The organism is Citrobacter sp. CK180, assembly GCF_030333655.1.
Classification (GTDB): domain Bacteria; phylum Pseudomonadota; class Gammaproteobacteria; order Enterobacterales; family Enterobacteriaceae; genus Citrobacter_B; species Citrobacter_B koseri.
This window is the reverse complement of the sequence record NZ_JAOWFM010000057.1, coordinates 139,750-160,644: the sequence shown is the minus strand read 5'-3', so window position 1 is coordinate 160,644 and position 20,895 is coordinate 139,750. Positions and strand designations below refer to the sequence as shown.

Here is a 20,895-nt window from a genome sequence, read left to right as displayed (position 1 = left end):
ACAGACACTGTCTGGTAGGCCGGATAAGGCATTTATGCCGCCATCCGGCAAGTGCAGCTCTGTAGGCCCGGTAAGGCGTAGCCGCCACCGGGCGACACATCAGGCTTTACCGGCTTTCGCCAGTTCTTTTACCAGCGGCAACATGATGCGCACGACATCGCGACTGCGGTGTTCAATTCTTCCTGGTAGCGCCTTGTCGATGTGCTGTTGGTTATCCAGACGCACATCGTGCCAACTGTTTCCGGCCGGAAATGAAGGCGTTTTCGCACGCTGCTGATAGCCGTCTTTTTTCCCCAGATTCCAGTTGGTGGCCTCAACCGACAGCACGGAAATACCGGCTTTATCGAAGACTTCGGCGTCGTTACAGCAGCCTGTGCCTTTCGGGTAATCCTTGTTCAGACCCGGATTGGTCGCGGCGGCGATACCGTGGCTGCGCGCAATCGCCAGCGCCCGGTCGCGCGTCAGTTTGCGTACGGCTTCCGGCGTTTGCTGCCCGCTGTTGAAGTAGAGTTTGTCGCCGACAATCAGGTTATCAAGGTTAATGACCAGCAGCGTATTTTTCTTCTCAGCGGCGCTCATCCGCTTAAGCAGGTTTTCTGCGCCCAGTTTTCCCTCTTCTTCACCGCTGGTGGCGATAAAGCGGATGCCGTACTGCGTCGGGATGTCTTTCAGGCGTTCAGCCAGTTCCAGCATCACGCCCAGCCCGGCGGCGTTATCGTCAATGCCCTGCAAGGTTAAACCGCCGAGATTGGCGTCGGTATCGGCATCGCTCAGCGGCGCATAGGTATCCAGGTGCGCCATAATAATAATTTGTTGCGGCGCTTTCCCTTCGTGCGCCGCAATAACGGTACTGCCCGTCACGTTATGCCAGTTCTTGCGATTATTCCTGGCGGTATAAATATAGCGGCTATTAAATGTTCGGATATCGCTGCGATATCCCATCAGCTCAAATTGCTGACGTAAATAATCGGCAGAGAGCATCTCCGCCGGTGTTCCGGTCATTCTGCCGGGAAAGAATGTTGCAATGTGTCGTGCCTGAATATTGGCGATATCGCCAGGCTTCGGTGACGTTGCCTGCGCGGGAAGGATAAAGCATACGCCGAGCGCCAGGAGCGCTGCACGGAGGCGCGATGCGGAAAACATAGTGAGTCCTTAAATACAGAGCAGAAATTTTTACCCGCTTAGTATGAAACCGTGATTGCCGTAAAACAATTTCATTTGCTCTGAAATGCCCTAAATCCGGTGGGTTAAGCACTTTTTGATATTTGCTTTCTCAAATCGTTATTCCTTTGAGGAACTACTCATTCCAATTCGTAATTTCATTCGTTCTCCTGCGCTCCCTATAGTCGTGTTATCTGAATGTTTAGCAAAATAGCGGTATTGCAAAGGAACGGTTATGGACCAAAAACGACTCACCCACCTGCGGCAGCTGGAAGCGGAAAGCATCCATATCATTCGCGAGGTGGCCGCCGAATTTTCTAATCCGGTGATGATGTATTCCATCGGTAAAGATTCCAGCGTCATGCTGCATCTGGCGCGTAAAGCGTTTTATCCAGGTACGTTGCCGTTTCCGCTGCTGCACGTTGATACCGGCTGGAAGTTTCGTGAGATGTACGAATTCCGCGATCGCACCGCAAAGGCCTACGGTTGTGAACTGCTGGTGCATAAAAACCCGGAAGGGGTGGCGATGGGGATTAACCCGTTCGTTCACGGCAGCGCTAAACACACCGATATTATGAAAACCGAAGGGTTGAAACAGGCGTTGGATAAATATGGCTTTGACGCCGCGTTCGGCGGCGCGCGCCGCGACGAAGAGAAGTCGCGCGCCAAAGAGCGTATTTACTCCTTCCGCGACCGCTTTCACCGCTGGGACCCGAAAAACCAGCGCCCGGAGCTATGGCACAACTACAACGGGCAGATTAACAAAGGCGAAAGCATCCGCGTTTTCCCGCTCTCTAACTGGACCGAGCAGGATATCTGGCAGTACATCTGGCTGGAAAATATCGAGATCGTGCCGCTGTACCTGGCCGCTGAGCGCCCGGTGCTGGAGCGCGACGGCATGCTGATGATGATCGATGACGATCGTATTGACCTGCAACCCGGCGAGGTGATCAAAAAACGCATGGTACGTTTCCGTACCCTCGGCTGCTGGCCGCTCACGGGAGCGGTGGAATCCAGCGCGCAGACGCTGCCGGAAATTATTGAAGAGATGCTGGTCTCGACCACCAGTGAACGTCAGGGGCGCGTGATTGACCGCGACCAGGCGGGCTCAATGGAGCTGAAGAAACGTCAGGGGTATTTCTAAGGAGCCGCCATGAACACCACACTTGCACAACAAATCGCTAATGAAGGCGGCGTCGAAGCCTGGATGGTTGCCCAGCAACACAAAAGCCTGCTGCGTTTCTTGACCTGCGGCAGCGTCGACGACGGTAAAAGCACGCTGATTGGCAGACTGCTGCACGATACGCGTCAGATTTATGAAGATCAGCTCTCGTCGCTGCATAACGACAGTAAGCGTCATGGCACCCAGGGTGAAAAACTCGATCTGGCGCTGCTGGTCGACGGGTTGCAGGCTGAGCGCGAGCAGGGAATTACCATTGATGTGGCATACCGCTATTTCTCGACCGAGAAACGCAAATTTATTATTGCCGACACGCCAGGGCACGAGCAGTACACGCGTAACATGGCGACCGGCGCATCGACCTGCGATCTGGCGATCCTGCTGATCGACGCCCGCAAAGGCGTGCTGGATCAGACCCGCCGCCACAGTTTCATCTCTACGCTGCTGGGCATCAAGCACCTGGTGGTGGCGATCAACAAGATGGATCTGGTGGGGTTCAGCGAGGAGACGTTCGCCTGTATTCGCGAAGATTACCTGACGTTTGCCGGGCAGCTGCCGGGGAACCTGGACATCCGCTTTGTGCCGCTTTCTGCGCTGGAAGGGGATAACGTCGCGACCCAGAGCGCCAGTATGCCGTGGTACAACGGCCCGACGCTGCTGGAAGTGCTGGAGACGGTTGAGATCCAGCGGGTTGTCGACACCCAGCCGATGCGCTTCCCGGTACAGTATGTGAACCGTCCGAACCTCGATTTCCGTGGTTATGCCGGAACGCTGGCCTCCGGCAGCGTGAAGGTCGGGCAGCGTGTCAAAGTTCTGCCGTCCGGCGTTGAATCCAACGTGGCGCGCATCGTCACCTTTGATGGCGATCTGCAAGAGGCGCACGCCGGTGAAGCGATTACGCTGGTGCTGAAAGATGAAATCGACATCAGCCGTGGCGATTTGTTGCTGGATGCAGGCGAAAACCTGCCAGCTGTACAGAGCGCCGCCGTTGATGTGGTATGGATGGCGGAACAACCGCTGTCGGCCGGGCAGAGTTATGACATCAAGATTGCCGGTAAAAAGACCCGTGCGCGCGTCGATGCCATTCGCCATCAGGTTGATATCAACAACCTGACCCAGCGCGAGGTGGAAAGCCTGCCGTTGAACGGTATCGGTCTGGTCGAACTGACTTTTGACGAACCGTTAGTGCTGGATACATACCAGCAGAACCCGGTCACTGGCGGGTTAATCATCATCGACCGGCTGTCCAACGTGACCGTTGGCGCGGGGCTGGTGCGTGAGCCTATTGAGCGCACCGCCGCGATGCCTTCCGGGTTCAGCGCCTTTGAGCTGGAACTGAACGCGCTGATCCGTCGCCACTTCCCGCACTGGGGCGCGCGTGATTTGCTGGGAGGCAAGTAATGGCGCTGCATGACGAAAATGTCGTCTGGCATGCCCATGCGGTAACGCGCGAAGATCGTGAAGCGCTGCATGGGCATAAAGGGGCAGTGGTCTGGTTTACGGGACTTTCCGGTTCAGGGAAATCAACGATTGCAGGCGCGCTGGAAGAGGCCCTGCATAAGCTGGGCGTCAGCACCTGGCTGCTGGATGGCGATAATGTCCGTCACGGCCTGTGCAGCGATCTTGGCTTTAGCGACGCAGACCGTAAAGAGAATATCCGTCGGGTGGGGGAGGTTGCGAACCTGATGGTGGATGCCGGGCTGGTGGTGCTGACGGCGTTTATTTCGCCGCATCGCGCGGAGCGGCAGATGGTGCGCGAGCGCATCGGGGAGGGGCGGTTTATCGAGGTTTTTGTCGATACGCCGCTGGCAACCTGTGAAGCGCGTGATCCTAAAGGGCTGTACAAGAAGGCCAGGGCGGGTGAACTGCGTAATTTCACCGGCATTGATTCGGTATATGAAACGCCTGAATCGCCTGAAGTTCATCTGGATGGTGAACAATTAGTAACAAATTTGGTTGCCCAATTATTAGATCTACTGAGACAGGGCGATATTATCAGATCCTGAGACACCGCCGGGCTTGTATGCCCGGTGAGTCAAGGTTACAGGATTCGATATGCGTAATAGCCATAACATTACTATCACAAGGTCAGATGCCCTCACGACCGACGACGACACAACCTGGTCACTGCCGGGCGCCGTGGTCGGTTTTGCCTCGTGGCTGCTGGCGTTGGGAATTCCCTTTCTCATCTATGGCCCTAACACGCTGTTTTTCTTCCTCTATACCTGGCCCTTTTTCCTGGCGCTCATGCCCGTTGCGGTTGTGGTCGGCGTGGCCCTGCATTCAATCATGAGCGGCAAACTGTTCTACAGCATTACGGCTACGCTATTAACGGTAGGCGCGATGTTTGGCGCGCTCTTCATGTGGCTGTTGGGGTAGGTCAGCCCTCCCTTTTCATGACGGGCGAGAGTGGCCATAATTCAAACCGTAACCAACAATAAGATTATGTTCTCCCTGCACGAGATATGCGGATCGGCGGATAAATGTGGTACATTTGCCCGCGTTGTCGCGGCATTCCCGCCTCAGAGTAGAGTCTCTGGGAAAGTTATGGGATGATGGTGCCGTTTTTCAGGGGGCAGGATGGGTAAACTAACGCTGCTGCTGCTGACTTTACTGGTCTGGTTGCAGTATTCGCTGTGGTTCGGTAAGAACGGCATACATGACTACAGCCGCGTCAACGATGATGTGGCTGCGCAGCAAGCTACGAATGCGAAACTTAAAGCGCGTAACGATCAGCTTTTCGCCGAAATTGACGATCTCAATGGCGGCCAGGAAGCGATCGAGGAGCGCGCGCGTAATGAACTCAGCATGACCAAACCGGGCGAAACTTTTTACCGTCTGGTGCCTGACGCGTCTAAACGTGCTCAGGCTGCGGGGCAAACTAATCGATAAATCAGCCCAGGAAATGACATGGCAGCCACTTTATTGGACGTTTGCGCTGTGGTACCGGCTGCCGGATTTGGCCGCCGAATGCAAACGGAATGTCCTAAGCAATATCTCTCTATTGGCAATAAAACCATTCTTGAACACTCGGTGCATGCGCTGCTGGCGCATCCCCGGGTGACGCGCGTCGTTATCGCAATCAGCCCTGGCGACAGCCGCTTCGCCGAACTTCCTCTGGCGCAACATCCGCAGGTCACCGTCGTGGACGGGGGCGACGAGCGCGCCGATTCCGTACTGGCAGGCTTACGGGCGGCCGGTGACGCGCAGTGGGTGCTGGTGCATGACGCCGCCCGGCCTTGTCTGCATCAGGATGACCTGGCGCGCCTGCTCTCGCTTAGCGAAACCAGCCGCACGGGTGGAATCCTCGCCGCTCCGGTACGCGACACCATGAAACGCGCCGAGCCGGGTAAAGCCGCCATTGCGCATACCGTAGAGCGTACCGACCTGTGGCACGCGTTAACGCCGCAATTCTTCCCACGCGAGCTGCTGCACGATTGCCTGAGCCGTGCGCTGAACGAAGGCGCGATCATTACCGATGAGGCGTCCGCGCTGGAGTATTGCGGTTTTCATCCCCAACTGGTTGAAGGCCGGGCTGATAATATAAAAGTCACCCGCCCGGAAGATCTGGCGCTTGCGGAATTTTATCTGACCCGAACAATCTAGACACAAAATCATTCAGGCTGCATCGAGGCGGCAACTGAGTGCATCCCCAGGAGCTTACATAAGTAAGTGACTGGGGTGAACAAAGGCAGCCAACAAAGAGGCAGCTTGAAGGATGATGTGTATATCAGGAGAATGCATGATGCGAATCGGACACGGTTTTGACGTACACGCTTTTGGCGGAGAAGGCCCAATTATCATTGGTGGCGTGCGCATCCCGTATGACAAAGGGCTGCTGGCGCATTCTGATGGCGACGTGGCGCTGCATGCGCTGACCGATGCGCTGCTCGGCGCGGCGGCGCTTGGCGATATCGGCAAACTTTTCCCGGATACCGATCCGGCCTTTAAAGGCGCGGACAGCCGCGAATTGCTGCGGGAAGCATGGCGACGCATTCAGGCCAAAGGCTATACCCTTGGTAACGTGGACGTGACCATTATCGCCCAGGCGCCGAAGATGCTGCCGCATATCCCGCAAATGCGCGTGTTTATCGCGGAAGATCTTGGTTGTCATATGGATGATGTCAACGTCAAGGCGACCACCACGGAGAAACTCGGGTTCACCGGGCGTGGGGAAGGGATTGCCTGCGAAGCGGTGGCGCTACTGATTAAGGCCGCGAAATGACCGAGTTTGAAAACCTGACGTACCTCCACGGAAAGCCGCAGGGCACCGGGCTGCTTAAAGCGAACCCGGAAGATTTTGTGGTGGTTGAAGATTTAGGTTTTGAGCCAGATGGCGAAGGCGAACATATTCTGGTTCGCATTCTGAAAAACGGTTGTAACACCCGTTTTGTGGCCGATGCGCTGGCGAAATTCCTTAAAATTCATGCCCGTGAAGTGAGCTTTGCCGGGCAGAAAGACAAGCATGCCGTCACTGAACAGTGGCTGTGCGCGCGCGTGCCGGGCAAAGAGATGCCAGACCTGAGCGCATTCCAGATTGAAGGCTGTAAAGTGCTGGAGTACGCGCGTCACAAACGTAAGCTGCGTTTAGGCGCGCTGAAGGGCAACGCGTTTACGCTGGTGCTGCGTGAAGTCAGCCATCGTGATGATGTCGAAGCCCGGCTACAGGCCATCAATACGCGCGGCGTACCAAACTATTTTGGCGCGCAGCGATTCGGTATTGGCGGCAGCAACCTGCAAGGCGCGCTGCGCTGGGCGCAAAGCAATGCGCCGGTGCGCGATCGCAATAAACGCAGTTTTTGGTTGTCGGCGGCCCGCAGTGCGTTGTTTAATCAGATCGTCAACGAACGCGTGAAAAAACCAGACTTTAATCAAGTTGTTGATGGCGATGCGCTACAATTAGCGGGGCGCGGGAGCTGGTTTGTGGCCACGCAGGAAGAACAGGCGGAATTGCAGCGTCGCGTTGACGAAAAAGAACTGATGATTACGGCGGCGCTTCCCGGTAGCGGCGAGTGGGGAACCCTGCGCGACGCGCTGGCGTTTGAAGAGGCTGCCATTGCGGATGAGGGCGAACTGCAATCGTTACTGCTGCGCGAAAAGGTTGAAGCGGCGCGCAGAGCGATGCTGCTCTATCCGCAACAATTACGCTGGAACTGGTGGGATGACGTCACCGTTGAGCTGCGCTTCTGGCTACCGGCAGGCAGTTTCGCCACCAGCGTCGTAAGGGAACTGATTAACACAATGGGTGATTATGCGCATATTGCTGAGTAACGATGATGGGGTCCACGCGCCCGGTATACAAACGCTGGCGAAAGCGCTGCGTGAGTTTGCTGACGTACAGGTCGTCGCCCCGGATCGTAACCGCAGTGGCGCGTCAAACTCGCTGACGCTGGAATCCTCGCTTCGTACCTTTACCTTTGATAACGGCGATATCGCCGTGCAGATGGGCACACCGACCGACTGCGTCTACCTGGGCGTGAACGCGCTGATGCGTCCGCGCCCGGATATTGTGGTTTCAGGCATTAACGCGGGCCCCAATCTGGGCGATGATGTCATCTATTCCGGGACCGTCGCAGCAGCGATGGAGGGCCGTCACCTGGGTTTTCCCGCGCTGGCGGTATCGCTTGACGGTCATCAGCACTATGAGACGGCGGCAGCGGTAACCTGCTCTATTTTGCGTGCATTACGTCGGGAGCCGCTGCGTACCGGACGCATTCTGAATATCAATGTCCCGGATCTGCCGCTGGATCAAATCAAAGGCATTCGCGTAACCCGCTGCGGCAGCCGCCATCCGGCCGATCAGGTTATTCCACAGCAGGACCCGCGCGGCAACACGCTGTACTGGATCGGCCCGCCGGGCGGCAAATGCGACGCCGGGCCGGACACCGATTTTGCGGCGGTGGATGAGGGCTATGTCTCCGTTACCCCGCTGCATGTGGATTTAACGGCGTATAGCGCGCATGATGTGGTTTCGGACTGGTTAGACAGCGTGGGAGTTGACGCGCAATGGTAAGCAGACGCGTACACACTCTTCTTGAACAATTGCGCGCTCAGGGCATCAAAGATGAGCAAGTGCTGGATGCGCTTGCCGCCGTCCCGCGTGAAAAATTCATTGATGAAGCGTTTGAACATAAAGCCTGGGACAATATCGCTTTGCCGATTGGCCAGGGGCAGACCATTTCGCAGCCCTATATGGTGGCGCGAATGACAGAATTGCTTGAGCTGACGCCGCAATCCAGAGTGCTGGAGATCGGCACCGGCTCCGGGTATCAGACGGCGATTCTCGCGCATCTGGTACAGCATGTGTGCTCGGTGGAGCGCATTAAAGGGCTGCAATGGCAGGCGCGTCGTCGCCTGAAACAGCTTGATTTACACAATGTTTCAACTCGTCATGGCGATGGATGGCAAGGTTGGCAGGCTCGCGCCCCGTTTGACGCCATCATCGTGACGGCAGCTCCGCCGGAAATTCCGACGGCGTTAATGACGCAACTGGATGAAGGCGGGATTCTCGTTTTACCCGTGGGTGAGGAGCATCAGTTCTTGAAACGGGTGCGTCGCCGGGGAGGCGAATTTATTATCGATACCGTGGAGGCCGTCCGCTTTGTGCCTTTAGTGAAAGGCGAACTCGCTTAAGCATCCTTTAATACCCGGATTTTTCCTGGTTATTTTATAAAGGGTAAGCGTATTGTGGGGACGTTTCCAGCGTCCAGGCCGATGCCTTGCACGGTTATTACGTCACTGGTTGTTAACCAAATTTTTCCTGGGGGATAAATGAGCGCGGGAAGCCCAAAATTCACCGTTAGCCGCATTGCGGCATTGTCGCTGGTTTCGCTATGGCTGGCAGGTTGTTCCAATTCTTCGAATCCTCCTGCGCCGGTAAGCTCAGTTAATGGTAATACCCCGTCGAGCACCAGCTCCGGGATGCTGATCACGCCGCCGCCCAAAATGGGGACCACGGCGCAACAAACGCCGCAGATTCAGCCCGTGCAGCCTGTTCAACCGGTTGCCCAGTCCCGGCAGATTCAGCCGGTCGCTGAGCAGCCTGTGCAAATGGAAAATGGCCGTATCGTGTACAACCGCCAGTATGGGAACATTCCGAAAGGCAGCTACACCGGCGGCAGCACATACACCGTTAAAAAAGGCGACACGCTTTTCTATATCGCCTGGATCACCGGGAACGATTTCCGCGACCTTGCTCAGCGTAACAACGTTCCGGCCCCATATGGCCTGAATGTGGGGCAAACGCTCCAGGTCGGCAATGCCTCAGGCACGCCAATTACCGGCGGCAACGCGATTACGCAGGCGGATGCAGTAGAGCAAGGAGTTGTGACCAAACCTGCACAAAATTCCACCGTTGTAGTTGCGTCGAAACCGACAATTACGTATTCTGAGGATTCAGGTGAACAAAGTGCTAATAAAATGTTGCCGAACAACAAGCCTGCTGGGACCGTGGTCACAGCGCCTGTAACGGCACCAACAGCGAGCACAACCGAACCGACCGCAAGCAGTACGTCAACCAGTTCGCCAATCTCCACATGGCGCTGGCCGACTGAGGGCAAAGTGATCGAAAACTTCGCGGCTACCGAAGGTGGCAACAAAGGGATCGACATTGCAGGCAGTAAAGGACAGGCTATTGTCGCGACCGCAGATGGACGCGTCGTATATGCCGGTAACGCGCTGCGCGGTTACGGTAATCTTATTATCATCAAACACAACGATGATTACCTGAGTGCCTACGCCCATAACGATACGATGCTGGTCCGGGAACAACAAGAAGTTAAGGCGGGGCAAAAAATCGCTACCATGGGTAGCACCGGAACCAGTTCTACACGCTTGCATTTTGAAATTCGTTACAAGGGGAAATCCGTAAACCCGCTGCGCTATTTACCGCAGCGATAATTCGGCGGAACCAGGCTTGCACTTGCTAGTTCCGTCCAGGGATCACGGGTAGGAGCCACCTTATGAGTCAGAATACGCTGAAAGTTCATGATTTAAATGAAGACGCGGAATTTGATGAGAACGGAGTAGAGGCTTTTGACGAAAAAGCCTTGAGTGAAGAGGAACCCAGTGATAACGACCTGGCTGAAGAGGAGCTGTTATCGCAAGGGGCCACACAGCGTGTGTTGGACGCGACTCAGCTTTACCTTGGTGAGATTGGTTATTCGCCACTGTTAACGGCCGAAGAAGAAGTTTATTTTGCGCGTCGCGCACTGCGTGGAGATGTTGCCTCTCGCCGTCGCATGATTGAGAGTAACTTGCGTCTGGTGGTAAAAATTGCCCGCCGTTATGGCAATCGTGGACTGGCGTTGCTGGACCTGATTGAAGAGGGCAATTTGGGGCTTATCCGTGCCGTCGAGAAGTTTGACCCTGAACGTGGGTTCCGTTTCTCAACATACGCTACCTGGTGGATTCGCCAGACGATCGAACGGGCCATTATGAACCAAACCCGTACGATTCGACTGCCGATTCACATTGTTAAAGAGCTGAACGTCTATCTGCGTACCGCACGAGAGTTGTCGCATAAACTGGACCACGAACCGAGCGCGGAAGAGATAGCAGAGCAACTGGATAAACCGGTTGATGACGTCAGCCGTATGCTTCGTCTCAACGAGCGCATAACCTCGGTAGACACCCCGCTGGGTGGTGATTCCGAAAAAGCGTTGCTGGATATCCTGGCCGATGAAAAAGAGAACGGCCCGGAAGACACCACGCAAGATGATGATATGAAACAGAGTATCGTCAAATGGCTGTTCGAACTGAACGCCAAACAGCGTGAAGTGCTGGCACGTCGTTTCGGTCTGCTGGGGTATGAAGCGGCGACACTGGAAGATGTGGGGCGTGAAATTGGTCTCACCCGTGAACGTGTTCGTCAGATTCAGGTTGAAGGCCTGCGTCGTCTGCGCGAAATTTTGCAGACTCAGGGGCTGAATATCGAAGCGCTGTTCCGTGAGTAAGTGATTATTCGTCAAAAAAAGGCCAGTCGTGAGACTGGCCTTTTTCTTTGGCCGTCAATTCGTAGGCCAAATAAAGCGTAGCCGCCATCCGGCACTTATTGCCCGATGGCGCTTTGCTTATCGGGCCGACAAAAATATCCCAGGCTGACTTTACCTCATCATCTTGCGCACCAGCTGCGTGAACTGCGCACGCTCATCGTCGCTCAGGCGCCCTAAAAATTCATCATCCACACGATCCCCCAACGGCATGGCGCCGGTCAGCAGCGTTTCTCCTTCGCCAGTGAGATAAACAAAGCGGCGGCGTTTATCTTGTGGATCGCTTTCCCGCGTCACCAGTCCCCGGCTTTCCATTCGGCTTAGCATCTCCGCCAGCGTCGCTTTTGTACTGACCGCCGCCTCCATTAGGGCAATCTGCTCAATGCCTGGGTGCTCAGCAATAGCGCGCATTACCGCATACTGTGGCTTGGTCAGTTCCGGTAATTCGTGCTGCCAGCGGGCCGTATGCTGTTGAAAAAGCTGACGTAACAGATGAAACGCTGTGTTTCGTAACTCCATGTGCGCTCCTGGCAAAATATCTGTTGCTATCATAACGGGTTGTAGCAATTTTTATAATGCTCAATCTTTTAGCTCTCCGTGCGGCTATGGGGAATGAAGCTTGTCCAGGTATTCCGGGTAGCGTATTTTATCTAAAACGTTCGTATGCGAACAAAATGGAGTGATGGATGAGACTGATTGTGGGGATGACCGGCGCAACGGGGGCGCCGCTAGGCATTGTGCTGCTACAGGCGCTGCGGCAAATGCCGACAGTAGAAACACACCTGGTAATGTCTAAGTGGGCCAAAACGACCATTGAGCTGGAAACGCCTTACAGTGCGCGAGATGTTGCCGGACTGGCTGATTACTGCCATAACCCGGCGGATCAGGCGGCGACGATCTCTTCCGGCTCATTTCGCACCGACGGCATGATCATTATTCCTTGCAGTATGAAAACGCTGGCGGGGATTCGCGCAGGATATGCCGAGGGGTTAGTTGGCCGTGCCGCCGACGTGGTGCTGAAAGAAGGGCGCAAACTGGTGCTGGTGCCGCGTGAAATGCCGCTCAGCACGATCCATCTGGAAAACATGCTCGCCCTTTCCCGCATGGGGGTCGCGATGGTGCCGCCCATGCCTGCTTTCTACAACTATCCGCAAACCATTGATGATATTACGCAGCATATTGTGGCGCGTGTGCTGGATCAGTTTGGTCTGGAGTATCCGCGCGCCCGGCGCTGGCAGGGGTTGCAGCAGGCGCAGAATTTTTCACAGGAGAATGAATAATGGCATTTGATGACTTACGCAGCTTTTTGCAGGTGCTCGACGAGCAGGGGCAACTGCTGAAAATCAGTGAAGAAGTGAATGCAGAGCCGGATCTGGCTGCTGCGGCTAACGCAACCGGGCGCATTGGCGACGGCGCGCCGGCGCTGTGGTTCGACAATATCCGTGGCTTCACGGATGCGCGCGTGGCGATGAACACCATTGGTTCCTGGCAGAACCATGCCATCTCTTTAGGCTTGCCGCCTAATACGCCAGTAAAAAAGCAAATTGATGAATTTATCCGCCGCTGGGACACGTTCCCCGTCGCCCCCGAGCGCCGTGTCAACCCGGCGTGGGCGGAAAACACCGTTGATGGCGAGGCGATCAACCTGTTTGATATTCTGCCGCTGTTTCGCCTCAACGATGGCGATGGCGGCTTCTATCTGGATAAAGCCTGTGTCGTCTCCCGCGATCCGCTCGACCCGGATCACTTCGGCAAGCAGAATGTGGGTATCTACCGGATGGAAGTGAAAGGCAAGCGCAAGCTGGGCCTGCAACCGGTGCCAATGCACGATATCGCGCTGCATCTGCATAAGGCGGAAGAGCGTGGCGAAGATCTGCCGATTGCTATTACGCTCGGTAACGATCCGATCATCACTCTGATGGGCGCCACGCCGCTGAAATACGATCAGTCTGAGTATGAAATGGCGGGCGCGCTGCGCGAAAGCCCATACCCGATCGCCACCGCGCCGCTGACCGGCTTTGATGTGCCGTGGGGTTCAGAAGTGATCCTTGAAGGGGTGATCGAAAGCCGTAAGCGTGAAATTGAAGGGCCGTTTGGCGAGTTTACCGGCCACTATTCTGGTGGGCGCAATATGACGGTGGTGCGCATCGACAAAGTGTCTTATCGTACTAAACCGATTTTTGAATCGCTCTATCTGGGGATGCCGTGGACTGAAATCGACTACCTGATGGGGCCAGCGACCTGTGTGCCGCTGTATCAGCAGTTGAAAGCGGAATTCCCGGAAGTGCAGGCGGTTAACGCCATGTATACCCACGGCCTGCTGGCGATTATCTCGACCAAAAAACGCTACGGCGGATTTGCCCGCGCGGTCGGCCTGCGGGCAATGACCACGCCGCACGGTCTGGGCTATGTGAAGATGGTGATTATGGTTGATGAGGATGTCGATCCGTTCAACCTGCCGCAGGTGATGTGGGCGCTGTCGTCGAAGGTCAACCCGGCAGGCGATCTGGTGCAACTGCCGAACATGTCGGTACTGGAACTGGACCCAGGCTCAAGCCCGGCGGGGATCACTGACAAACTGATCATCGACGCCACAACGCCGGTTGCGCCGGATAATCGCGGCCACTATAGCCAGCCGGTATGTGATTTACCGGAAACCAAAGCCTGGGCTGAAAAGCTGACTGCCATGCTGGCCAACCGTAAATAAGGAGTAGCAGATGATTTGTCCACGTTGCGCTGATGAACATATTGAATTGATGGCGACCTCTCCGGTCAAAGGGATCTGGACGGTGTATCAGTGCCAGCATTGTCTGTACACCTGGCGTGATACCGAGCCGCTACGCCGTACCAGCCGTGAACATTACCCGCAAGCGTTTCGCATGACGCAGAAAGATATTGATCAAGCGCCGATGGTGCCGGGCATTCCACCGCTGCTGGCGGAAGATAAGCGTTAATAAAAAAGCCGGATGGCGGCTGGCGCCTTATCCGGCCTACGGATTGTGATGTGTCTTGCTGGCCTGTGCACCGGGCGTTGTGCCGGATGGCGGCTGGCGCCTTATCCGGCCTACGGATTGTGGTGTGTCTTGCTGGCCTGTGCATCGGGCGTTGTGCCGGATGGCGGCTGGCGCCTTATCCGGCCTACGGATTGTGATGTGTCTTGCTGGCCTGTGCATCGGGCGTTGTGCCGGATGGCGGCTACGCCTTATCCGGCCTACGGATTGTGCTGTGTCTTGCTGGCCTGTGCACCGGGCATTGTGCCGGATGGCGGCTACGCCTTATCCGGCCTACGGATTGTGGTGTGTTTTGCTGGCCTGTGCATCGGGCGTTGTGCCGGATGGCGGCTGACGCCTTATCCGGCCTACGGATTGTGATGCTTCTTGTAGGCCCGGTAAGCGTAGCGCCACCGGGCGTTTCTGATTTACACCAGACTCTTCAACCGGTAGATCCACTCCAGCGCCTGGCGTGGCGTCAGAGAGTCAGGGTCGAGGTTCTCCAGCGCTTCAACGGCAGGAGAGGTCTCTTCCGCAACCGACAGCAGCGACATCTGCGTACCGTCCACCTGGGTCGCGGCGGCATTCGGCGAGAGGCTTTCCAGCTCGCGCAGCTTCTGCCGCGCGCGTTTGATCACCTCTTTCGGCACGCCCGCCAGCGCAGCTACCGCCAGACCGTAACTCTTGCTTGCCGCCCCGTCCTGCACGCTGTGCATAAAGGCGATGGTATCGCCGTGTTCCAGCGCGTCCAGATGCACATTCGCGACGCCTTCCATTTTCTCCGGCAACTGCGTCAGTTCGAAGTAGTGGGTGGCGAACAGCGTCAGCGCTTTGATCTTATTCGCCAGATTTTCCGCACACGCCCACGCCAGCGACAGGCCGTCATAGGTCGATGTGCCGCGCCCGATTTCGTCCATCAAAACCAGACTGTTTTCGGTCGCGTTGTGCAAAATATTGGCGGTTTCTGTCATCTCGACCATGAAGGTTGAACGGCCGGAAGCCAGATCGTCCGCCGCGCCTACGCGGGTAAAGATGCGGTCGATCGGGCCAATCTCAACGCTTTGCGCAGGCACGTAGCTGCCAATATACGCCAGCAGCGCAATCAGCGCGGTCTGACGCATATAGGTGCTTTTACCCCCCATGTTCGGCCCGGTGATAATCAGCATCCGGCGCTGCGGGGAAAGGTTCAGCGGGTTGGCGATAAACGGCTCGTTCAGCACCTGCTCGACAACCGGATGGCGACCTTCGGTAATACGAATGCCGGGCTTATCGCTAAAGGTCGGACAGGTATAATTCAGCGTATACGCGCGTTCAGCCAGGTTGACCAGCACGTCCAACTCAGCCAGAGCATTGGCGCTCTGTTGCAGCTCTGCCAGGTGAGGGAGCAGCAGATCGAACAGTTCGTCATAAAGCTGTTTTTCCAGCGCCAGCGCTTTGCCTTTAGAGGTCAGAACTTTGTCTTCGTACTCTTTCAGCTCGGGAATAATGTAGCGCTCGGCGTTTTTCAGCGTCTGACGGCGGACGTAGTTAATGGGCGCCAGGTGGCTTTGCCCACGGCTGATCTGGATGTAATAACCGTGTACGGCGTTAAAGCCGACTTTCAGCGTATCCAGCCCGGTACGTTCACGCTCGCGGATTTCCAGACGATCGAGATAGTCGGTCGCCCCGTCAGCCAGCGCGCGCCATTCGTCCAGCTCTTCGTTGTAGCCCGGCGCAATAACGCCGCCGTCGCGCACCAGAACCGGCGGCGCATCGATAATGGCGCGTTCCAGCAGATCGCGCAGTTCGGTAAACTCGCCCATTTTCTCGCGCAGGTTCTGCACGGGGGCGCTGGTTACGGTTTCAAGCTGTGCGCGCAGTTCCGGTAACTGCTGGAAGGCGTGACGCATACGGGCGAGATCGCGTGGTCGGGCGGTACGCAAGGCCAGACGGGCGAGGATACGCTCCAGGTCGCCCACCTGACGCAGCACCGGTTGCAATTCACTGGTCACATCCTGCAACGCGCCAATGGTCTGCTGACGTTCGATCAGGGTTTTCGTGTCGCGCACCGGCATATGCAGCCAGCGTTTGAGCATACGGCTGCCCATTGGCGTGACGGTGCAGTCGAGCACCGAAGCCAGCGTATTGTCCACGCCGCCCGCCAGGTTCTGGGTGATCTCCAGGTTGCGGCGCGTGGCGGCATCCATAATGATGCTGTCCTGCTGGCGTTCCATCGTAATGGAGCGAATGTGCGGCAGTGAAGTGCGCTGGGTGTCTTTGACGTACTGCAACAGACAGCCTGCGGCGCACAGGCCGCGTGGTGCGTTCTCTACGCCAAAGCCGATCAGGTCCCGTGTACCAAATTGCAGGTTTAGCTGCTGGCGAGCGGTATCGATTTCAAATTCCCACAGCGGGCGACGGCGTAAACCACGGCGGCCGTCGATCAGCGCCATTTCGGCAAAATCTTCGGCGTACAGCAGTTCTGCCGGGTTAGTGCGCTGTAATTCTGCGGCCATCGTTTCACGGTCAACCGGTTCGCTTAAGCGAAAACGCCCGGAGCTGATGTCCAGCGTGGCGTAACCGTAGCCTTTGCTGTCCTGCCAGATGGCGGCCAGCAGGTTGTCCTGGCGCTCCTGCAACAGCGCTTCATCGCTGATGGTGCCAGGCGTAACGATGCGCACGACCTTACGTTCAACCGGGCCTTTGCTGGTGGCCGGATCGCCAATCTGTTCACAGATTGCGACGGACTCCCCTTGATTGACCAGCTTCGCAAGGTAGTTTTCGACGGCGTGATGCGGGATGCCCGCCATCGGAATCGGTTCGCCCGCCGATGCGCCGCGTTTGGTCAGCGAAATATCGAGTAATTGCGAGGCGCGGCGTGCATCGTCGTAAAACAGTTCGTAAAAATCGCCCATGCGGTAAAACAGCAGGATCTCCGGGTGCTGGGCTTTCAGCTTGAGATACTGCTGCATCATGGGGGTGTGGGCGTCGAGATTATCGATTGTACTCATGGAGTCGTGTCCAGTTCCCTGATTTTAAATGGATTGCGATGCTTTTTCTTTTCGTTGTTATCACATAAGGGGCACATGATAACGGAGATACGCATTTCAGGGAAAGCAGCGATGGACGACTTATCGATCCTTATTCCGTTTCTGATTTTTATAACTGCTGTTTGAGCTGCATTTCGGAACGCCGCTCCCGCAACGTAGCGTAAATAAATGCCACGATGAAGATCGCAGTGAACAATACCACGATGGTTGGCGCAGGGGCGCTGTCGAGGAAAAACGACAGATAAACGCCGAGAAAAGAGGTGACGACCGACAGCGTGACCGCCAGCATCAGCGCGCGGGCAAAACGCCGCGTCAGCAAAATCGCAATCGCGCCAGGGGCGATTAACAGCGAGATGGAAAGAATAATCCCCACCGATTTCAGCGTTGCGACGATGGTCAACGCGATCATGCACAACAGACCATAATGCAGCAGGGAGGTATTAAGGCCGCTGGCTTTTGCCTGGTGCGGATCGAAGGCATGCAGTAAAAAATCTTTCCATTTCAGCCCGATAATCAGCGCAATACCCAGCGCAATCAGCGCCGTTTGCAGAATATCGCTGATGGACACGCCCAGCATATCGCCGAACAGAATATGATCCAGATGGACTTCAGACTGGATAGAAACGTACAGCACCAGCCCTGCGCCAAACATTCCTGAGAAGACGATTCCCATGATGGTATCGCGCTTAATGCGGCTGTTATCGTCGAGATAGCCGGTGGCAACCGCGCAGAATAGCCCGGCAATAAACGCGCCGATGGCCAGCGGAATACCGGCGATATAGGCCAGCACAATGCCGGGGAACACGGCGTGACTCATGGCGTCGCCCATTAACGCCCAGCCTTTCAGCACCAGAAACACCGACAATAACGCGCAGGGGATCGCCACAATTGCCGAGACCATGAGCGCGTTGATCATAAAATCAAACTGGAAGGGTTCCAGTAAGGCGGTTAAGCGCATGGGGTCTCCTTATTCAGGCGCGCACGACGGCGGTTGGCAAGCAGGCCGTGTTTCGGGGCGAAGATAAATGCCAGCAGAAACAATAGCGTTTGCAGGACGACGATGATCCCGCCAGTCGCACCATCCAGCCAATAGCTGAGCCAGGCGCCGAAAAAGCTGGTCAGGCTGCCGATGGCGACGGCGATGGTTAACAGACGCGGAAAACGATCGGTCAGCAGCCAGGCGGTGGCGCCAGGCGTGACCACCAGACAGATCACCAGAAAAGCGCCGACGGTTTGCAGAGCGGCGACGGTGGAGACCGACAGCAACGTGAAAAACAGCAGCTTCAGCCGGGCGGGGTTAAGCCCAATCGATCGCGCATGGTTTTCGTCGAAAAAAGTCACCATCAGATCTTTCCACTTCAGCAGCAAAATCACCAGAGAGACCGTGCCGATGATCGCCAGTTGCAGAATATCTTCCGGCGCAATAGCCAGCACGTTGCCGAGGATAATGGTCTGGATGTTGACCGACATCGGATTGAGCGAAACCATAAACAGCCCGATGCCAAAGAAAGAGGAGAAGATAAGACCGATAATCGCGTCTTCCTTCAGGCGTGAACGCTGGTTGAGAAAAAGCATGCTGCCCGCCGCCAGGCCGCCGGAGAGAAACGCGCCGAGAGAGAAGGGCAGCCCCAGCATATACGCGCCCGCCACGCCGGGGACGATGGAGTGGGAAAGCGCGTCGCCAATCAGCGACCAGCCTTTAAGCATCAGATAGCAGGAGAGAAAGGCGCACAGGCCGCCGACCATTGCCGAGACCCACATGGCGTTGAGCATGTACTGGTAGCCGAACGGTTCCACAAGCCAGTTCATGATGATTCACCTCCGCCTGCCGCGCGCCGTGAGATAAAGGGGCGCTCGTCGTCGGTGATGATATGCTCCTCGCCGCCGCTCAGCGCCACATGACGCAATACGCCGCTGAACGCCAGTTCGAGGTTTTCAGCGGTGAAGGTGGTTTCCGTCGGGCCGCTCGCCAGCACGGTGCCTTTGATCATCACCGTGTAATCGCAAAACTCCGTTACCGAGCCGAGGTTATGCGTTGAAACCAGCATGGTGCGGCCTTCATCGCGCAGCTCGCGCAACAGGGCAATAATGCGGGCTTCGGTTTTTACGTCAACGCCGGTAAAAGGCTCATCCAGAAGAATAACCTGCCCGTCCTGGGCAATGGCTCTGGCCAGAAAGACGCGTTTTTTCTGCCCGCCGGAAAGCTCGCCAATCTGCCGATAGCGATATTCCAGCATGTCCACCCGCGCCAGCGCAGCGTCCACGCTTTCACGATCGTGCGCGCTGGGGCGGCGCAGCCACCCCATATGGCCGTAGCGCCCCATCATCACCACATCTTCCACCAGTACCGGAAACGACCAGTCCACCTCTTCAGATTGCGGGACATAGGCGATCAGATTCTGTTTCAACGCTTTGTTGACGGGCTGTTGCAGGATGGCGATTTCTCCCTTCGCCAGTCGGACAAACCCCATCAATGCTTTAAACAGCGTCGATTTCCCTGAACCGTTGACGCCAACCAGCGCGGCAATTGAGCCGCCAGGCACCTGAAACGTCGTGTCCCGCAGGGCAGTGTGACCATTGCGATACGTCACCGTGACGCGATCAACGGTAATCGCAGATTGACTCATTTCTGGCTCCTCAGCCCGTCAGTGATGCCGCTGACGATGGTTTCAGTTGTGACGCGCAGCAGATCCAGATACGTCGGCACCGGACCGTCGGCAGCGCTCAGAGAATCAACATATAGCACACCACCGTAGTGCGCGCCGGATTCACGCGCGACCTGGCGGGCTGGTTTATCGGAAACGGTACTTTCGCTGAACACCGCCGGGATGTGATGTTCCCTGATCGCGTCGATCACTTTGCGTACCTGTTTAGGCGTGCCTTGCTGATCGGCGTTGATCGGCCAGAGGTACAGCTCTTTCAGGTCGTTATCGCGCGCCAGATAGGAAAACGCCCCTTCACTGGTCACCAGCCAGCGTTTGTCGGCAGGAATCTTCGCCAGCGCGTCGCGTAGTGGATCGAGCGTCTGGCGGATTTGGGCTTTATAGTTTTCGGCGTTTTTCTGGTACGTCGCGGCGTTATCTGGATCGTATTTCACCAGCGCATCGCGAATGTTATCCACGTAAATCAGCGCATTTTCCGCCGACATCCAGGCGTGCGGGTTGGGTTTGCCGTTATACGGCCCTTCGGTAATGCCCATCGGCTTCACGCCGTTGGATACCGTAACTTCCGGCACGCCGGATAAGTGCTGGTAGAACCGGGCGAACCACAGCTCCAGGTTCAGGCCGTTAGAGAGGATCAACTGCGCGCCCTGCGCTCGCTTAATGTCGCCGGGCGTCGGCTGATACTCATGGATCTCCGCGCCAGGCTTCGTGATTGAACTGACGTCCGCCGCATCGCCCGCTACGTTTTTCGCCATGTCGGCGATGACGGTAAACGTTGTGATGACCTTAAATTTATCTTTTGCATAAGCAGGCGACAGCGCAAGCATTGCCAGCGCGCTGGCAAGGAGAATGGATTTCAGACGGAGCAAGTGCGGCATAGTA

General features: G+C 56.3%; 23 protein-coding genes. 16 read left to right on the top strand and 7 right to left on the bottom strand.

Annotation, left to right across the window (positions count from 1 at the left end):
- Positions 1-99: 99 nt before the first annotated feature.
- A complete protein-coding gene (locus tag OGV50_RS23090; RefSeq protein ID WP_115614477.1) occupies positions 100-1,143 on the bottom strand; it encodes an aminopeptidase in 1,044 nt (347 codons plus the stop codon).
- 253 nt (positions 1,144-1,396) lie between these two features.
- On the opposite strand from OGV50_RS23090, the gene cysD reads away from it, so the two are divergent.
- From cysD to rpoS, 12 genes are all read left to right on the top strand, one after another.
- Positions 1,397-2,305: a sulfate adenylyltransferase subunit CysD gene (gene cysD, locus OGV50_RS23085; RefSeq protein ID WP_012134868.1), complete on the top strand. Its 909-nt coding sequence runs from the start codon at positions 1,397-1,399 to the stop codon at positions 2,303-2,305.
- 9 nt (positions 2,306-2,314) lie between these two features.
- Positions 2,315-3,742: a sulfate adenylyltransferase subunit CysN gene (gene cysN / locus OGV50_RS23080; protein ID WP_200092737.1), complete on the top strand. Its 1,428-nt coding sequence runs from the start codon at positions 2,315-2,317 to the stop codon at positions 3,740-3,742.
- On the top strand, positions 3,742-4,347 hold the full coding sequence (gene cysC / locus OGV50_RS23075; protein WP_058668017.1) for an adenylyl-sulfate kinase: 606 nt from the start codon (positions 3,742-3,744) through the stop codon (positions 4,345-4,347). The genes cysN and cysC overlap by 1 nt, the downstream gene beginning before the upstream one ends.
- Positions 4,348-4,396: 49 nt before the next feature.
- The gene (locus OGV50_RS23070) at positions 4,397-4,720 is read left to right on the top strand and encodes a DUF3561 family protein (protein WP_012134865.1); all 324 of its coding nucleotides are present in this window, start codon (positions 4,397-4,399) and stop codon (positions 4,718-4,720) included.
- A gap of 201 nt (positions 4,721-4,921) precedes the next feature.
- Positions 4,922-5,233 (top strand): cell division protein FtsB, encoded by a 312-nt coding sequence (ftsB, locus tag OGV50_RS23065; RefSeq protein WP_012134864.1) that lies wholly within the window; start codon positions 4,922-4,924, stop codon positions 5,231-5,233.
- Positions 5,234-5,251: 18 nt separating this feature from the next.
- Positions 5,252-5,947 (top strand): 2-C-methyl-D-erythritol 4-phosphate cytidylyltransferase, encoded by a 696-nt coding sequence (gene ispD / locus OGV50_RS23060; RefSeq protein ID WP_200092740.1) that lies wholly within the window; start codon positions 5,252-5,254, stop codon positions 5,945-5,947.
- Between the two features lie 139 nt (positions 5,948-6,086).
- The gene (gene ispF, locus OGV50_RS23055; RefSeq protein ID WP_012134862.1) at positions 6,087-6,566 is read left to right on the top strand and encodes a 2-C-methyl-D-erythritol 2,4-cyclodiphosphate synthase; all 480 of its coding nucleotides are present in this window, start codon (positions 6,087-6,089) and stop codon (positions 6,564-6,566) included.
- Positions 6,563-7,612 carry a tRNA pseudouridine(13) synthase TruD gene (gene truD / locus OGV50_RS23050; protein WP_115608917.1) on the top strand — a complete coding sequence of 350 codons (1,050 nt, stop codon included), beginning with the start codon at positions 6,563-6,565 and terminating at the stop codon, positions 7,610-7,612. Before ispF ends, truD begins: the two co-directional genes overlap by 4 nt.
- Positions 7,593-8,354, top strand: coding sequence for a 5'/3'-nucleotidase SurE (gene surE, locus OGV50_RS23045; protein WP_012134860.1), 762 nt, complete (start codon positions 7,593-7,595; stop codon positions 8,352-8,354). The genes truD and surE overlap by 20 nt, the downstream gene beginning before the upstream one ends.
- On the top strand, positions 8,348-8,974 hold the full coding sequence (gene pcm / locus OGV50_RS23040; RefSeq protein WP_012134859.1) for a protein-L-isoaspartate O-methyltransferase: 627 nt from the start codon (positions 8,348-8,350) through the stop codon (positions 8,972-8,974). The genes surE and pcm overlap by 7 nt, the downstream gene beginning before the upstream one ends.
- A 138-nt stretch (positions 8,975-9,112) precedes the next feature.
- Positions 9,113-10,240, top strand: coding sequence for a murein hydrolase activator NlpD (gene nlpD, locus OGV50_RS23035; protein ID WP_104868264.1), 1,128 nt, complete (start codon positions 9,113-9,115; stop codon positions 10,238-10,240).
- Positions 10,241-10,302: 62 nt separating this feature from the next.
- The gene (gene rpoS, locus OGV50_RS23030) at positions 10,303-11,295 is read left to right on the top strand and encodes an RNA polymerase sigma factor RpoS (RefSeq protein WP_000081498.1); all 993 of its coding nucleotides are present in this window, start codon (positions 10,303-10,305) and stop codon (positions 11,293-11,295) included.
- Positions 11,296-11,445: 150 nt separating this feature from the next.
- On the opposite strand, the gene OGV50_RS23025 is transcribed toward rpoS, so the two are convergent.
- Positions 11,446-11,850, bottom strand: coding sequence for a MarR family winged helix-turn-helix transcriptional regulator (locus OGV50_RS23025; protein WP_200092742.1), 405 nt, complete (start codon positions 11,848-11,850; stop codon positions 11,446-11,448).
- Between the two features lie 167 nt (positions 11,851-12,017).
- Here OGV50_RS23025 and OGV50_RS23020 point away from each other — a divergent pair, with 167 nt between their 5' ends.
- From OGV50_RS23020 to OGV50_RS23005, 4 genes are all read left to right on the top strand, one after another.
- Positions 12,018-12,611: a non-oxidative hydroxyarylic acid decarboxylases subunit B gene (locus OGV50_RS23020; protein WP_200092744.1), complete on the top strand. Its 594-nt coding sequence runs from the start codon at positions 12,018-12,020 to the stop codon at positions 12,609-12,611.
- Complete coding sequence (locus OGV50_RS23015; protein WP_200092745.1) at positions 12,611-14,038, top strand: non-oxidative hydroxyarylic acid decarboxylases subunit C; 1,428 nt, start codon at positions 12,611-12,613, stop codon at positions 14,036-14,038. Before OGV50_RS23020 ends, OGV50_RS23015 begins: the two co-directional genes overlap by 1 nt.
- A 10-nt stretch (positions 14,039-14,048) precedes the next feature.
- Positions 14,049-14,285: a non-oxidative hydroxyarylic acid decarboxylases subunit D gene (locus OGV50_RS23010; protein WP_012134852.1), complete on the top strand. Its 237-nt coding sequence runs from the start codon at positions 14,049-14,051 to the stop codon at positions 14,283-14,285.
- 198 nt (positions 14,286-14,483) lie between these two features.
- The gene (locus OGV50_RS23005; RefSeq protein WP_200092747.1) at positions 14,484-14,702 is read left to right on the top strand and encodes a hypothetical protein; all 219 of its coding nucleotides are present in this window, start codon (positions 14,484-14,486) and stop codon (positions 14,700-14,702) included.
- Positions 14,703-14,749: 47 nt separating this feature from the next.
- Here the strand turns inward: OGV50_RS23005 and mutS are convergent, their stop codons facing one another.
- The 5 genes from mutS to sitA form a co-directional block, all read right to left on the bottom strand.
- Positions 14,750-17,311: a DNA mismatch repair protein MutS gene (gene mutS / locus OGV50_RS23000; RefSeq protein WP_012134851.1), complete on the bottom strand. Its 2,562-nt coding sequence runs from the start codon at positions 17,309-17,311 to the stop codon at positions 14,750-14,752.
- Between the two features lie 148 nt (positions 17,312-17,459).
- Positions 17,460-18,308, bottom strand: coding sequence for an iron/manganese ABC transporter permease subunit SitD (gene sitD, locus OGV50_RS22995; RefSeq protein ID WP_012134850.1), 849 nt, complete (start codon positions 18,306-18,308; stop codon positions 17,460-17,462).
- Positions 18,299-19,159, bottom strand: a complete 861-nt coding sequence (gene sitC, locus OGV50_RS22990) for an iron/manganese ABC transporter permease subunit SitC (protein WP_012134848.1) — start codon at positions 19,157-19,159, stop codon at positions 18,299-18,301. The genes sitD and sitC overlap by 10 nt, the downstream gene beginning before the upstream one ends.
- Positions 19,156-19,977, bottom strand: coding sequence for an iron/manganese ABC transporter ATP-binding protein SitB (gene sitB, locus OGV50_RS22985; protein WP_047461649.1), 822 nt, complete (start codon positions 19,975-19,977; stop codon positions 19,156-19,158). The genes sitC and sitB overlap by 4 nt, the downstream gene beginning before the upstream one ends.
- On the bottom strand, positions 19,974-20,891 hold the full coding sequence (gene sitA, locus OGV50_RS22980; RefSeq protein ID WP_047461652.1) for an iron/manganese ABC transporter substrate-binding protein SitA: 918 nt from the start codon (positions 20,889-20,891) through the stop codon (positions 19,974-19,976). The genes sitB and sitA overlap by 4 nt, the downstream gene beginning before the upstream one ends.
- Positions 20,892-20,895 lie beyond the last annotated feature (4 nt).

Bases quoted from the DNA above. Each gene is read 5' to 3' on its own strand.
- nlpD (WP_104868264.1), top strand. From the start codon at position 9,113: ATGAGCGCGGGAAGCCCAAAATTCACCGTTAGCCGCATTGCGGCATTG.
- OGV50_RS23010 (WP_012134852.1), top strand. From the start codon at position 14,049: ATGATTTGTCCACGTTGCGCTGATGAACATATTGAATTGATGGCGACC.
- OGV50_RS23020 (WP_200092744.1), top strand. From the start codon at position 12,018: ATGAGACTGATTGTGGGGATGACCGGCGCAACGGGGGCGCCGCTAGGC.
- mutS (WP_012134851.1), bottom strand. From the start codon at position 17,311: ATGAGTACAATCGATAATCTCGACGCCCACACCCCCATGATGCAGCAG.
- sitC (WP_012134848.1), bottom strand. From the start codon at position 19,159: ATGAACTGGCTTGTGGAACCGTTCGGCTACCAGTACATGCTCAACGCC.
- OGV50_RS23070 (WP_012134865.1), top strand. From the start codon at position 4,397: ATGCGTAATAGCCATAACATTACTATCACAAGGTCAGATGCCCTCACG.
- cysN (WP_200092737.1), top strand. From the start codon at position 2,315: ATGAACACCACACTTGCACAACAAATCGCTAATGAAGGCGGCGTCGAA.
- OGV50_RS23025 (WP_200092742.1), bottom strand. From the start codon at position 11,850: ATGGAGTTACGAAACACAGCGTTTCATCTGTTACGTCAGCTTTTTCAA.
- sitD (WP_012134850.1), bottom strand. From the start codon at position 18,308: ATGCGCTTAACCGCCTTACTGGAACCCTTCCAGTTTGATTTTATGATC.
- sitA (WP_047461652.1), bottom strand. From the start codon at position 20,891: ATGCCGCACTTGCTCCGTCTGAAATCCATTCTCCTTGCCAGCGCGCTG.
- truD (WP_115608917.1), top strand. From the start codon at position 6,563: ATGACCGAGTTTGAAAACCTGACGTACCTCCACGGAAAGCCGCAGGGC.
- rpoS (WP_000081498.1), top strand. From the start codon at position 10,303: ATGAGTCAGAATACGCTGAAAGTTCATGATTTAAATGAAGACGCGGAA.
- ispD (WP_200092740.1), top strand. From the start codon at position 5,252: ATGGCAGCCACTTTATTGGACGTTTGCGCTGTGGTACCGGCTGCCGGA.
- OGV50_RS23015 (WP_200092745.1), top strand. From the start codon at position 12,611: ATGGCATTTGATGACTTACGCAGCTTTTTGCAGGTGCTCGACGAGCAG.
- cysD (WP_012134868.1), top strand. From the start codon at position 1,397: ATGGACCAAAAACGACTCACCCACCTGCGGCAGCTGGAAGCGGAAAGC.
- surE (WP_012134860.1), top strand. From the start codon at position 7,593: ATGCGCATATTGCTGAGTAACGATGATGGGGTCCACGCGCCCGGTATA.
- cysC (WP_058668017.1), top strand. From the start codon at position 3,742: ATGGCGCTGCATGACGAAAATGTCGTCTGGCATGCCCATGCGGTAACG.
- sitB (WP_047461649.1), bottom strand. From the start codon at position 19,977: ATGAGTCAATCTGCGATTACCGTTGATCGCGTCACGGTGACGTATCGC.
- ftsB (WP_012134864.1), top strand. From the start codon at position 4,922: ATGGGTAAACTAACGCTGCTGCTGCTGACTTTACTGGTCTGGTTGCAG.
- ispF (WP_012134862.1), top strand. From the start codon at position 6,087: ATGCGAATCGGACACGGTTTTGACGTACACGCTTTTGGCGGAGAAGGC.
- OGV50_RS23090 (WP_115614477.1), bottom strand. From the start codon at position 1,143: ATGTTTTCCGCATCGCGCCTCCGTGCAGCGCTCCTGGCGCTCGGCGTA.
- pcm (WP_012134859.1), top strand. From the start codon at position 8,348: ATGGTAAGCAGACGCGTACACACTCTTCTTGAACAATTGCGCGCTCAG.